The 13,226-nt window shown below is 70.5% G+C and carries 11 protein-coding genes and 1 tRNA gene; 1 reads left to right on the forward strand and 11 read right to left on the reverse strand.

The window, feature by feature from the left end; all coding sequences use genetic code 11:
• Positions 1–3: 3 nt before the first annotated feature.
• The 4 genes from KUM32_RS08180 to KUM32_RS08195 all read right to left on the reverse strand — a co-directional run bounded on the left by KUM32_RS08180 (position 4) and on the right by KUM32_RS08195 (position 4,564).
• The gene (locus KUM32_RS08180) at positions 4–552 is read right to left on the reverse strand and encodes an HIT domain-containing protein (RefSeq protein ID WP_217141129.1); all 549 of its coding nucleotides are present in this window, start codon (positions 550–552) and stop codon (positions 4–6) included.
• Positions 553–638: 86 nt separating this feature from the next.
• Positions 639–2,615, reverse strand: a complete 1,977-nt coding sequence (gene thrS / locus KUM32_RS08185) for a threonine--tRNA ligase (RefSeq protein ID WP_217141130.1) — start codon at positions 2,613–2,615, stop codon at positions 639–641.
• A gap of 129 nt (positions 2,616–2,744) precedes the next feature.
• Positions 2,745–4,001, reverse strand: coding sequence for a hypothetical protein (locus KUM32_RS08190; RefSeq protein WP_217141131.1), 1,257 nt, complete (start codon positions 3,999–4,001; stop codon positions 2,745–2,747).
• The gene (locus tag KUM32_RS08195) at positions 3,998–4,564 is read right to left on the reverse strand and encodes a DUF4365 domain-containing protein (RefSeq protein ID WP_217141132.1); all 567 of its coding nucleotides are present in this window, start codon (positions 4,562–4,564) and stop codon (positions 3,998–4,000) included. The genes KUM32_RS08190 and KUM32_RS08195 overlap by 4 nt, the downstream gene beginning before the upstream one ends.
• A 170-nt stretch (positions 4,565–4,734) precedes the next feature.
• Here KUM32_RS08195 and KUM32_RS08200 point away from each other — a divergent pair, with 170 nt between their 5' ends.
• A complete protein-coding gene (locus tag KUM32_RS08200; protein ID WP_217141133.1) occupies positions 4,735–5,460 on the forward strand; it encodes a 3'-5' exonuclease in 726 nt (241 codons plus the stop codon).
• 137 nt (positions 5,461–5,597) lie between these two features.
• On the opposite strand, the gene KUM32_RS08205 is transcribed toward KUM32_RS08200, so the two are convergent.
• From KUM32_RS08205 to KUM32_RS08235, 7 genes are all read right to left on the reverse strand, one after another.
• Positions 5,598–5,669: transfer RNA gene (locus KUM32_RS08205), tRNA-Val, on the reverse strand.
• A gap of 39 nt (positions 5,670–5,708) precedes the next feature.
• On the reverse strand, positions 5,709–6,155 hold the full coding sequence (locus tag KUM32_RS08210) for an SRPBCC family protein (RefSeq protein WP_217141134.1): 447 nt from the start codon (positions 6,153–6,155) through the stop codon (positions 5,709–5,711).
• A gap of 38 nt (positions 6,156–6,193) precedes the next feature.
• Complete coding sequence (locus KUM32_RS08215; RefSeq protein WP_217141135.1) at positions 6,194–8,929, reverse strand: Tat pathway signal sequence domain protein; 2,736 nt, start codon at positions 8,927–8,929, stop codon at positions 6,194–6,196.
• Between the two features lie 216 nt (positions 8,930–9,145).
• Positions 9,146–9,745: a hypothetical protein gene (locus tag KUM32_RS08220; protein WP_217141136.1), complete on the reverse strand. Its 600-nt coding sequence runs from the start codon at positions 9,743–9,745 to the stop codon at positions 9,146–9,148.
• 12 nt (positions 9,746–9,757) lie between these two features.
• Positions 9,758–10,648, reverse strand: coding sequence for a carbohydrate ABC transporter permease (locus KUM32_RS08225; protein WP_217141137.1), 891 nt, complete (start codon positions 10,646–10,648; stop codon positions 9,758–9,760).
• A complete protein-coding gene (locus KUM32_RS08230; protein ID WP_217141138.1) occupies positions 10,645–11,646 on the reverse strand; it encodes a carbohydrate ABC transporter permease in 1,002 nt (333 codons plus the stop codon). Before KUM32_RS08230 ends, KUM32_RS08225 begins: the two co-directional genes overlap by 4 nt.
• Positions 11,646–12,935 carry an ABC transporter substrate-binding protein gene (locus tag KUM32_RS08235; protein ID WP_217141139.1) on the reverse strand — a complete coding sequence of 430 codons (1,290 nt, stop codon included), beginning with the start codon at positions 12,933–12,935 and terminating at the stop codon, positions 11,646–11,648. Before KUM32_RS08235 ends, KUM32_RS08230 begins: the two co-directional genes overlap by 1 nt.
• Between the last annotated feature and the right edge of the window lie 291 nt (positions 12,936–13,226).

Below are 13,226 nucleotides of genomic sequence, written 5' to 3' on the forward strand. Positions count from 1 at the left end.
GCGTCAGCCCGTCGGCCACACCTCCGCCAGCATCTTGCGGGTGTCCCCCAGCAACTGCGGCAGCACCTTCGTGTGGCCGACGACCGGCATGAAGTTCGTGTCGCCGCCCCAGCGGGGCACGATGTGCTGGTGGAGGTGGGCGGCGATGCCCGCGCCGGCCACCGAGCCCTGGTTCATGCCGATGTTGAAGCCATGGGCACCGGAGGCGGTGCGCAGCGCCCTCATCGCCTGCTTGGTCAGCTCGGCGAGCTCCGCGGTCTCCGCGCCGGTCAGGTCGGTGTAGTCGGCGACGTGCCGGTACGGCACGGTCATCAGGTGGCCGCCGTTGTACGGGTAGAGGTTGAGCACCGCGTACACGTGCTCGCCGCGCCGGATGACCAGCCCGTCCTCGTCGGACTTGGCCGGGATCGAGCAGAAGGGGCAGCCGTCGTCGGCGCCGGGGCCGCTCGGCTTGTTCTCCCCCTGGATGTAGGCCATCCGGTGGGGCGTCCACAGGCGCTGGAACGCGTCCTGCGTCCCCACTCCCAACTGCTGCTCCGGCTCACTCGTCATACGTGCAGCATATGGCGTCGCGTACGACGACAGGGCAAGGCCCCCGGGATCACCGGGGGCCCGTCACGCCCTGTCGAACCCCGCGATCAGACCTGCACCCGCTCCTCGACGACCTTCGCGATTTTCGCGATGGCCTCGTCGACGGGAATGCCGTTCTCCTGGGAGCCGTCGCGGTAGCGGAAGGAGACCGCGCCGTTGGCCATGTCCTCGTCGCCCGCGATGACCATGAAGGGCACCTTCTGCTTCTGGGCGTTGCGGATCTTCTTCTGCATCCGGTCGGAGGAGGAGTCGACCTCGACGCGCAGGCCCTGCTTGCGGGCCGCCGCGGCGAACTTCTCCAGGTACTCGACGTGCGCGTCGCCGATCGGGATGCCGATCGCCTGCACCGGCGCGAGCCAGGCCGGGAAGGCACCCGCGTAGTGCTCCAGGAGCACCGCGAAGAAGCGCTCGATGGAGCCGAACAACGCGCGGTGGATCATGACCGGGCGGGTCTTCGTGCCGTCCGCCGCCGTGTACTCCAGGTCGAAGCGCTCGGGCAGGTTGAAGTCGAGCTGGATGGTCGACATCTGCCAGGTGCGGCCGATCGCGTCCTTGGCCTGGACGGAGATCTTCGGGCCGTAGAACGCGGCGCCGCCCGGGTCCGCCACGAGCTCCAGGTTCTGCTTCTCGGCGACCTGGCGCAGCGTCTCGGTGGCCTCTTCCCACGCCTCGTCCGAGCCGACGAACTTCTCCGGGTCCTTGGTGGACAGCTCCAGGTAGAAGTCGGTCAGGCCGTAGTCGCGCAGCAGGTTCAGGACGAAGGTGAGCGTCTTGTCGAGCTCTTCCGACATCTGCTCGCGGGTGCAGTAGATGTGCGCGTCGTCCTGGGTGAAGCCGCGGGCCCGGGTCAGGCCGTGCACGACGCCCGACTTCTCGTACCGGTACACGGTGCCGAACTCGAACAGGCGCAGCGGCAGTTCACGGTAGGAACGCCCGCGTGCGTCGAAGATCAGGTTGTGCATCGGGCAGTTCATGGGCTTGAGGTAGTAGTCCACGCCCTCGTCGAGCTGCATGGGCGGGTACATGCCGTCGGCGTACCAGTCCAGGTGGCCCGAGGTCTCGAAGAGCTTCCCCTTCGTCGCGTGCGGGGTATAGACGAACTCGTAGCCCTCCTCCTCGTGGCGGCGCCGCGAGTAGTCCTCCATGACCCGGCGGACGATGCCGCCCTTGGGGTGGAAGACGGCGAGGCCGGAGCCGATCTGCTCCGGGATGGAGAAGAGGTCCAGCTCGCTGCCGAGCTTGCGGTGGTCGCGCTTCTCGGCCTCGGCGAGGAACTCCAGGTGCGCCTTCAGCTCGTCCTTGGTCGGCCAGGCGGTGCCGTAGATGCGCTGGAGCATCGGGTTCTTCTCGCTGCCGCGCCAGTAGGCGGCGGCGTTGCGCATGAGCTTGAACGCCGGGATGTTCCGGGTGGTGGGCAGGTGGGGACCGCGGCAGAGGTCCTTCCAGCACAGCTCGCCGGTCTTGGCGTCCAGGTTGTCGTAGATCGTCAGCTCCCCGGCGCCGACCTCGACGTCCGCGCCGTCGTCGTGGGAGGCCGAGCCCTTGAGGCCGATCAGCTCCAGCTTGTACGGCTCGTCGGCGAGCTCCTCGCGGGCCTCGTCGTCGGTGACGACGCGGCGCGAGAAGCGCTGCCCGCGTTTCTGGATCTCCTGCATCTTCTTCTCGATGGCCTTGAGGTCATCGGGGTGGAAGGGCTTCTCGACGTCGAAGTCGTAGTAGAAGCCGTCCTTGACGGGCGGGCCGATACCCAGCTTGGCCTCGGGGAACAGCTCCTGCACGGCCTGCGCCATGACGTGCGCGGTGGAGTGGCGCAGGATGTTCAGACCGTCCTCGGAGGAGATCTCGACGCCTTCGACGGTCTCGCCGTCCTTGACCTCGTAGGCGAGGTCCCTGAGCTCACCGGCCACGCGCGCCGCGACGATCGAGCGCTCGCCGGCGAAGAGCTCGGCGGCCGTGGTGCCCGTCGTCACCACGCGTTCTTCCCGCTCGGAATCCCGCTGGATGATCACACGGACGTCTGACACCGGTCTCTCCTGACTGAAGGTGGGGCCGCGGCGCCATACCGGAGCGCACGCATGAGGGCGATCGTACCGACCCGGGCCCGCCCACCGCGAAATGATTCCCGGCGGCCGGCCTCGCGGCCGGTCCCGTGCTCAGTCCCCGCAGTCCCCTCCGCAGGCCTCCTCGAGGAAGGCCGCCACCTCCACGTGCTCCTGGACCGCCTTCAGCAGCCGGTCCCGCTCCGCGTCGTCGACCTGTACGGGGGTGATCTCGCAGGCGCCGGTGAGCCTGCGGAACCCGCCCCGGCTCTCCAGCCGCCCGAGCACCCTGACCGGCAGCCCGACGAGGTGCGCGTGCCCGGCGATCCGGTAGGCCTCCTCGTCCAGGGCGATCCGCACGTGCGGCACCTCGGCCCCGGCCAGCACCCGCAGCCGTACGCTGCCCGCGCCGCGCGGCCCGGTCCGGCGCATGCGGACCACGGTGCCGGTGAGCCGCACCGGCACGGAGGGCTCCGCGCGCAGGTAGCGGGTGGCGGCCTCGCGCAGGGCGGGCAGGTCGCCGGGCGAGAACTCGACGGGTTCGGCGAGGGCGGCGCAGCCCTCGGGGACACCGGCGGCCGGCGCCCAGTCGACGCCGACGCGGGCGCCCTCCGTGCCCCGGACCAGGGCGACGAGCGCCTCGGTGAGCTCGTGGCTGACGCCCGCCGCGACGGCCGCGTCGAAGGCGTCCATGCCGCCGGTGGCCCGCCGGTAGTCGACGGCCTCGCGAGCGGCGAACAGGGCCTGGTGGAGGCGTACGGCGAGAGGGCGGCAGGTGGTGACGGGCACGAACGCGGTGAGGTGGCGGCCACCGGGGGCGGGGCCGACCAGGACGTCCCCCAGGGCCGCGGCGGCGGCGCGCCGGTGCCGGGCGCCGTAGTAGCCGGCCCGCGCGCGCGTGGCGAGCGCTCCGGCGAGCAGCATCCGGCGGGCGGCGGAGCGCAGCTGCTCCTCCGCGGTCCAGGACGCGGTGTCGCCGGGCCCCGTCGGTATGTCGCGTCCCCAGCGGATCTCGTCGCTCGGTACGGCCAGGGAGACGAGGATCTCGCGGGCGGAGGGCGTGCCACTGCGGGACAGGGCGGCCAGTGCCTCGCCGAGCAGGTCGTCGCTGTCGGGGAAGGCGCGGCTGACGGGCACCAGCAGGCTGATGGTGCCGCCGTCCGGGCCGGGCGGGGTCCAGCGGCCGTACCGTCCGGCGGCACCGCCGCGCCGCTGCCAGCCGTGCCGGTGGAGCAGGGCGGTCAGCACGGCCGGGTCGACGGCGCCGGGGTCGGGCGGCGCGCCGTCGGCGCCGGTGCCGGTGCCGCCCGGCGGGTGGTCGGCGTGCGGGCGGACCGGGCGCGGGGACTCGCCGGCCGGGCGGTGCGTCATGGTTTCCCTCCCGTCCCGACCCGCGTCATGATCTCGCACAGCGCACGGTCGTCGAAGATCCGCGCGGTCGGTATCCGCACGGTGGTGCGCCGCCGGCCGGTGACCGGATGTCCGGCGAGGTTGGTCCAGTAGCAGCAGTGCCTGAGGTCGAGCCGGTCGTGGCCGGCGCGCAGCCACTGGTCCCGGGACCGGGGCACGATCATCACGACCAGGATCTTGTGCACCGACACGGGGGTGCGGGCGAGCTTCGCCAGGTGGTCGTTGTCGAGCGTGAAGGAGAAGAAGCGGCCCGGTGGGCTCGGCGGGACCTGGTACGTCGCCTTGAGCTGCACCTTGATGGTCACCTCGTCGTCGACGGTGTGCCCGGGGGCGCTGTGGCTGAGGTGCCAGTCGATGCCGTTGTCCGGGAAGGGCTGGGAGAGGGAGCAGCCCGCCGCCGCGGCGACCGCGTGGAGATACCCGACCTGCAGGGTCTCCATGCAGGCGGTGGTGGCGAGAGAGCCGCGTGAGGGCGCCGTGCGCTCGGGCAGCAGCCCGCCCCGTTCGGGCTGCGCTATGGCCATGACCAACAGCCTTCCAGAACTGGTGCATCCGCACTGTGGGTCGCTGAACTGCAAAGACCCGTACTCCTGTTGTCTCCTTCCGGCGTACGTCGCAAACAGCCCGGGTATCACCGAACCGGGACAGCGGACGGCGCGACAGCTGCCGTGACCCATCGAGGAGTTGATGCCCTGTGACGAGCTGGTTCGAGGGGCCGATGGCCGCCTTCGACACGGAGACGACGGGTGTGGACGTCGAGACCGACCGGATCGTGTCGGCGGCCCTCGTCGTCCAGGACGCCGCGGGGCTCAGGCCGCGGGTGACCCGGTGGCTGGTGAATCCGGGCGTGCCGGTGCCGGAGGAGGCGACGGCGGTGCACGGGCTGACGGAGGAGCATCTGCAGCGCCTCGGCCGCTGGCCGGCGCCGGTGATGTGGGAGGTGGCCGAGGCGCTCGGCGAGCAGGCCCGTGTCGGGCGCCCGCTCGTGGTGATGAACGCGCCGTTCGACCTGACGCTGCTGGACCGGGAGTTGCGCCGGCACCGCGCGTCGTCCCTGGGCCGCTGGCTGGAGCGGGCGCCGCTGCACGTCCTCGATCCGCGTGTGCTCGACAAGCACCTCGACCGGTACCGCAAGGGTCGCCGCACCCTCACCGACCTGTGCGCGCACTACGGGGTCGAACTGGAGGGCGCGCACGACGCGGCGGCCGACGCGCAGGCCGCGCTGGAGGTCGTACGGGCGGTGGGGCGCCGCTTCGCGGGGCGGCTGGAGCGCCTCTCCCCCGCCGAACTGCACACGCTCCAGGCGGTGTGGCACGCGGGGCAGGCACGGGGGCTGCAGGAGTGGTTCGCGCTCAACGGGGCGGAGGAATCGGTGGACCCGGCCTGGCCCCTGCGGCCGAACCTGCCGGCGGCGGCGTGACTCCCGCGTTGCGGCCCCGGCAGCGCCGGGACGGGGGCGCGGCCGCCGGAGTCCTCACTCCGCGCGGCGAGGCCCCGCGGAAATGCAGAAAGCGACGTGGCCCGCGCCTTCTGCGGACCACGTCGCTGTCACGAGCGTGGGCGATACTGGGTTCGAACCAGTGACCTCTTCGGTGTGAACGAAGCGCTCTCCCACTGAGCTAATCGCCCGGGAACGCACTGAACAATACAGGCCTTCGCGCGCTTCCATCAAACCGCTCGCAGATGCGCGGCCAGCCCGCGCCGCCCCGCCCGCATCATCAGCCGGTGGTTGGCCCGGAACAGGGGCCGCCCCGGCACCGCGAGCCGGCGCAGCAGCGGCTTGCGTACGACGACCTCCTGGTCGTAGCGGACGAGGGCGCCGGTGCCGCTCGGGATGATCGTCCAGCGTGCCCAGCCCTCCATGTCCCCGCTCAGCGCGACCTCCAGCACCCCTGCCGCCGGGTCGCGCCGTCCCTCGCGCAGCGTGGCGGTCAGGTCGTACGGGAGGAGCGAGCGGAACCGGACGAGTCCGCTGGTGTCGTCGAGCCGGGTGACCTCGCGCACCTGGGGCCACCAGCGGGGGTAGTCCTCGATCCGCTCCAGCGAGCGGTAGACGTCCGGGGCGGGCGCGGGCAGGGTCCACCGGCTGAGGAATCGGTAATGGTTCCAGTCCACCTGAGGAGTGTGCCCCGTCCGCGCCCGTCACGTGCCGGCTACGGCATCCTGTCCCCCAGGAGTGCCAGGTTCTCGATGGCGGCGAGGCCGTAGAGGGCGGTGTCGTTGGTGGACACCCAGCTCGCCTCGCTGCCCGGCACGAGTGTGACGGGGCCGCTGAGCTTCTCGGTCTTCCAGGGCGCGGACTCCTTGTAGCCGTCGGAGGTGTAGAACTTCTCCCACGCGCGCCTGGCGAGCTTCTCGTCGCCGGTCCGTACGGCCGCGTAGGCGTCGAGGCGCGAGTGGCCCTGGAAGAGGATCAGGCTGCCGAAGTTGCTGCCGTAGCGGGCCGCCTGTTCGGCCTTGGTGGCGTTGAAGTAGCGGCAGTAGTCGTAGTACGCCTCGTTGAACTCCGGCATGTCGACAAGGTCGATGAGTTCGGCGCACAGTTCGTTCAGGCCGAAGACGGCCGACAGGTGGGAGACCTCGACCTTCGGGGCGTCGGCGACGGCGAACCTCCCGGTGTCCAGGTCGTACAGGCCGCTGCCCTGGACGAAGCCGTTGGGCTGGGCGGCGATGGTCTCCATCGTGGACAGCACACGGGCCCGGGCCTTCTCCCACTTGGGGCCCTTGCGCTCCCACTCGGTCAGCCACGCCGAGACCAGGCCGCTCCAGTCGGTGCCGAAGCCGACCGACAGGGCGTTGCGGTCGGGGGTGTAGGGCTCGGTGCGGATCTTGCGGATGGGGTCGAGGACGAGGAAGGTCTCGTCGGAGTCGACGTTGGCGTGCATGAGGTCGCCGACGCGTTCGTCGGCGGTGAGGAAGTAGTAGAAGCGGCGGTAGGTGGTGTTGGCGATGCGCTGCTGCTTGGCGCTGTCGGCGTAGTGCTGGACGCCGTGCCGGGTGCCGAGGCCGGCCCATTCGCCCAGGTGGTAGACGTCGACCTCACCGGTGTGCCGGGTCATGGCCTCGGCGAAGCGGAAGATGTCGGCACGGCCGGAGCGCAGGTAGGCGTACCAGAGCCAGAGGTCCGGGGAGAGTTCGGAGTTGTCCCAGGCGTAGCCTCCGATGTCGTAGCGCCACTGGTGCCGGGCGGTGTCGTAGGTGTGCATGATGTCGCCGTAGTCCCAGAAGCCGTACCAGCGGCGCGTCTCCACCTGGTCCTTGTAGTAGGTGAAGAGGAAGTCGAGGTGGTCCTCGATCCTGGCCTTGGCGGGCGTGGAGCGGTCGGGTTCGGAGTAGAGGCCGGGGCCGAAGACCCTGGCCTTGATGAGCTGCTTCGGCGGGGCGGCCAGCTGGGGCAGTACGCGTACGGCCTCGACCTGCTCGGCGAGTCGCTCGGCGCTCGGGGTGGCCGCGTTGGCCCAGAACAGCAGTTCCGAGGTGCGTGCGATGCCGTAGGGGGTGCCGAAGCCGGGCTCGTAGTCCTCGTAGGTGATGTTGAGGCCCTCGATCTGCTCGGGGAACGTGTCCTGGCCCATGCCGTCGTGGTAGAAGCGCAGGTCCATGGGCTGAGCCTCGGGTGACCAGAGCCAGAGGGTGACCTCGGCCTCGTCGGTGTGGGCGTCGCGGATGTCGAGCTGGGCGGGGTACTTCTCCCAGAAGTCGCGCAGGCCGAAGGAGAGGCCGCCGCTCACCCCGCCGACGTAGCCGAAGCCGGAGGCGCGCCGGCCGCCGCCGGCGCCGATCCAGCCGTGGCCCTTCCTGGTGCGCTTGCGCAGGGTGAAGCCGTCGGCGGAGAGCTGGGAGAGGGTGTAGTCGCCCCACTCGGGGATGTACTTCAGGCGGGTGGTGACCCGCTGGTCCCAGGTGGACGGGTCGGGCAGCTTCTCGCCGGCGAACTGCGCCGCCTGCACGGCCGCCCCGGGGTCCCGGCGCAGGCCGGTGATGCCCTTGACGGCCTCGCGCAGCAGTCCGGTGCCCTCGCCCCCGACGCGGATGTGACGGTCGTAGGACGCGTCGCGCATGGGCACGGTGAAGCGGACGCCGAGGCCGCGGATGAAGTCGCCGCTCGCCTTGCCGGGCTCCTGCTTCCCGTCGAACGTGATGGTGTGCACCATGCGGAAGGAGTCGGCTCCCGCGTAGAAGTAGAGGCGGAGGGAGAACGGCAGCCAGCTCCGTGCGCCCTTGCGGTGCTTGCCGTCGATGCGGACGACGGCGCGTACCGGGCCCTCCTGCTCGACCTTCACCTCGTCGATGGCGCCGTCGAAGCGCTCGCACTTGACCGTGCCCTGGTCGCCGTCCTCGATCTCGGGCTGGCGCAGCAGCACGAGATGGCCGTTCCTGGCGATCTCGGTGGATCCTCTGGTGACCGACTTGACCACTGTGGCGCCGGACGTGCCGATCCTGGCGGTGATGACACCGGTCGATATGTCGATGGCGCCGCCGCGCCGGTCGACGGTGACCTTCTCGGCGGGCGCGGCGGGGGTGCCGGCGGCCAGGGTGAGCTCGCCGTTGCCCTCGCCGACGGCGTGCGCGGTCCACTTCAGGGAGCCGTCCGGCCAGTACGCGAGCGGCCAGGACTGCACGGGCACGGCCTTGCCGTCGGCGTCCGTGACGGCGAACGCCTGGTCCTCCCGGTAGGTGCCCTTGGGCCAGGGGACGCCGACGGTGGAGCCGGGGGCGGCGCCCAGGCCGCCGTCCTCCAGCCAGTTCAGCGTGACGGGGTCGGCGTCACCGTCCTTGGCCGCGGGCGCGGCCTGCGCGTTCTTCGCGCCCAGCGCCCAGCTGAACTGGGCGGCGGCTCCGGCGACGGCGGCCGCCTTGAGGAGGGACCTGCGGGGGATGGGGGACATGGCCTTCCTTTCCGTTCCGTGCGGATGCGCGGATGCAGGGGGTCAAGGGCATGGGGCGTCAAGGACGTGGGATGTCCAAGGCTTGGGGGCGTCACGGGCGTGGGGCGTCACGGGCGTGGGGCGTCACGGGCGTGGCACAAGGGAAGGGAGTGTCAAGGGCATGACAGAGAGGGCGCCGGCGCCGGGGCGCCGGCCCTGGTGGGTGAGGCACCGCCGTCAGCGGCGCCGGTGGCGCTCCTCCACGGCGACCGCCGCCGCCGCGACGGCGCCCAGGACGGCGACCCCCAGCGGTGCGCTGAACCATGCGGAGCAGACCACCAGGGCCAGCCCGCCGACGATGAGGAAGGAGCCGGCCGGGTCGAGCACGGTCCGGCGGCCCGCCTGCGCCAGCAGCGAGCGCCAGGAGGCGCCGGGCCGCCAGACCGCCGCGGCGCGCAGCCCGGCCACGGCCGCCCCGATCAGGGCGGACACCCCGACGGCACCCACGAACGGGCCGCCCGGCAGACCGGCGCGCACGGCCTGGACGTCGACCCAGACCGCGGCCAGGGCGGCCCACCCGGCGACCCCGACGAGCCACCCGCGGCGCAGCGCCGCCCGGAAGTCGGCCGCGAACTCCCGCCAGCCGCCCCGCTCGTGGGCGAGCCGGCGCCCGAGGTGCCGCGCGCCGGCCGCGAACGCGGCGGGGTAGGTGACCAGCGGCAGGGAGGCCACCGCGATCCAGACTCCCGTGAGCAGGCACTCGGCGAACAGGGCGAAGCCCTCGGCCAGCCGTGACTCGCCCCGTTCCGTACGGGCCTTCACGCGTGCCTCGGTCATGGTCGGCTCACCTCAGCCCTTCAGACCGGACGTCGCCATGCCGTCGATCAGGTAGCGCTGGAAGGCCAGGAAGAAGGCGAGGACGGGCAGCAGGGCGACGAGCGACATGGCGATCATGCCGCCGTAGTTGGCCAGACCTTCCTGGTCCACGAACATCTTCAGGCCGAGGGAGACGGTGTACTTGCCGGGCTCGTTGAGGTAGATCAGCGGGCCCATGAAGTCGTTCCAGGAGTTGATGAAGGTGAAGATCGCGCTGGTGATCAGCGCCGGACGGCACAGCGGGAGCACGATCGACCAGTAGATGCGGAAGTGCCCGCAGCCGTCCAGGCGGGCCGCCTCGTCCAGCTCCCTGGGCAGGTTGCGCATGAACTGCACCATCAGGAAGACGAAGAACGCCTCCGTGGCCAGGTACTTCCCCAGCAGCAGCGGGGTGTACGTGTTGATCATGCCCATGTTGCGGAACAGCACGTACTGCGGGATGAGCAGCACGTGGTACGGCAGCAGCAGCGTGCCGATCATCAGCGTGAAGAGCAGGTTGCGTCCCGCGAACCTGATCTTCGCGAAGGCGTACGCCGTGAGCGAGCAGGACACCAGGATCCCGACCACCGAGCCGACCGCGAGGAAGAGGGAGTTGAAGAAGAAGGTGGAGATCGAGATGTCCGCGATGCCGTCGGCGAGGCTCGTGTAGTTGGAGACGACCGGGTCGCCCGGGAACAGGTCCAGGCTGCCGACGATGTCCTCGCTCTTCTTGAACGAGCCGCCGATGACCCAGACCACCGGGTAGAGGATCACCGCGAGGATCGCCAGCGACCCGATGTGCCAGGCGAGCGAGCCCGGGAGTCTGCGCCGCAGCGCGCCCCTGGTGGTCGGTGCCGGCGTGACGTCGGTGGCCTGCGCGCTCATCGGCCGCCCTCCTCGTAGTGCACCCAGCGTTTCTGGGACCAGAACAGCACCGCCGTCACCAGGGCGACCGCGACGAGCAGCATCCACGCCATGGCGGAGGCCAGGCCCATGCGGCTGTTCTCGAAGCCCTGGACGTACAGGTAGCAGGTGTAGACCATCGATCCGTCGGCCGGACCGCAGGCGTTGCCCCCCGCACCGCCGCCGACGATGTACGCCGAGCTGAAGATCTGGAAGGAGTGGATGGTCTCCAGCAGGACGTTGAAGAAGAGGACCGGGGAGATCATCGGCAGGGTGATGTTCCAGAACTGCCGCAGCTTGCCCGCCCCGTCGACATCGGCCGCCTCGTACAGCTCGCGCGGCACCTGCTTGAGCCCGGCCAGGAAGATGACCATGGGGGCGCCGAACTGCCAGACGGTGAGGGCCACCAGGCTGTAGATGATCAGGTCCGGGTCACCGGTCCAGCCGCCGACGCCGATCCCGAAGAACTGCTGGGTACGGTCGACGGCCGCGTCGTCCGAGAAGATCGCCTTCCACACGATGGCGATGGAGACGCTCGCACCGATCAGTGACGGCGCGTAGAAGGCGGCCCGGTAGAAGGCCTGTCCGCGTCGCTTCTGCGCCAGCAGCAGGGCGACACCGAGGGCGGCGATCAGCTTGATCGGCGTGCCGACGACGACGTACCAGAGCGTGACCTGGACCGAGTGGCGCCAGCGGGGGTCGCCGAACATCTCGGAGAAGTTGTCCAGGCCGATCCACCGGGGCGAGTCGAAGAGGTCGTAGTCGGTGAACGCGAAGTAGAGGGAGGCGACCATCGGTCCCGCTGTGAGCAGCAGGAAACCGGCGATCCAGGGGGACATGAAGAGGTAGCCGGCCAGGTTGTCCCGGCGCCGCCGCCGCTTCAGGGCGGCGGGGCTCGGGGACTTCACCGGACCGTGCCGCGGCTCGGATTCCCGGGCCGGGCCCTCGAGCGCGGGGGCGTGTGTCACGGCGCTTCCCATCAGCCGGCGAGAGCCGTCTTCGACTCGTTGAAGAACTGCTCCACCGCGTCGTCCACGGACCGCTTGCCCAGCGCCATCTCCTCGGCGATGCGCAGGAACGCGGCCTCGCAGATGTCGGCGCCGTTGGGGTGCGGGGTGATGGGCTGCAGGACGCCCGCCTTCACGAGGGACTCCTCGTAGGCGGCGATCGTCTTGTTGACCGGGTCGGTCGGCTGGTACGCGTCGTACTGCACCTGGGTGGTGGGGACACCGCGGTCGTAGCCCATGATCTTGGCGACCTCGGGGTCGTGGACCATGAAGTCGATGAACTGGGCGACTTCCTTGGGGTGCTGGGTGCGCTTGGAGGCGCTGAGCATCAGGGAGCCGAGGTACTGGCCGGTCTGCTTGCCGTCCGTGGTGGGGATGGGCGCGAGACCGTACTCGCTCTTGCCCTCCGACGTGTAGCGGACGGTGAAGTTGTCCCAGGTGAACTCGCTGCCCGCGAGCTCCGCGGCGACCGCCGACTTGGGCTTGACCTGGACGACCTTCTTCGGGTCGGCGAAGAGACCGGACTTCACGCCCTTCTCCGCCTTGGTCCACCACTGGGTCAGGTCCGCCTCGGTGAAGCCCAGTCCGTCCTCGGTGAAGAAGGCCTTGCCGTTCTGGCGCAGGTACAGGTCGTAGAGGTACATGACGCCGTACATGCCGCTGTCCCCGGCCCGGCCCGTCCTGTCGCGGATCTTCGTCATCGCCTCGTCGAAGTCGTCCCAGGTCCAGCCCTGTTCGGGCTTGACTCCGGCCCGGGTGTAGACGGGCTTGTCGATGACCAGGGCCATCGAGTTCGAACCGACGGGCACGCCGAGGAGCTTGCCGTCGATCTCGCCGAACTTGTCCAGGCCGGCCCGGAAGCCCTCCATGGAGAGGTTGCCCGCCTTGACCTGCTCGCTCAGGTCGAGCAGGACATTCTTCGCGTCGTATTTGCGGAGAAATCCGATGGCATTCTGGAAGACGTCCGGCGGATTTCCGCCGGAGGCCTGCGTGTTGAACTTCTTCCAGAAGTCGGTGTACTGCTGGAAGTCGGTCTTGACCTTGATCTTCGGGTACTTCTTCTCGAAGAGCGCGATGGTCTTGTTGATGCGCTCGGCCCGGTCCTCGGCACCCCACCAGGAATAACGGATCGTCACCGTTCCGTCTCCCGAGCCGCTGCCACCGCCGCACGCGGTGGCGGTCGCCCCCAGCCCCGCGACGGCCAGCGAGGCCCCCGTCGCTTTGAGGATCGTCCGCCTCTCCACATTCCCGCCCTGCTGCATACGAGCCTCCCCGCGACGTTGCGTCCGCCTCATGAATCGTTTCAAGTAAGCGCTTGCTGGCACAAGGTACGGAGGGCCCAGGGGCGCGTCAATGATTCGGACAGGAATTCATGGGTGCGCGGCGCGGGCGGCCACCCCCGCCTCGCGGCGGCGGGGACGGAGAAGGCCCAGGTCGGGCATGCCGCGACCGGCCGGCCGAACACCGGCGGCGTCGCCGGGGCGGGTACCCGGAAAGGTCACGGTTGGATGAAGACCGGCGGAAGCGAGCAGGCTCCGCGACCACGTCCGGCG

Source organism: Streptomyces sp. AC627_RSS907, assembly GCF_019049165.1.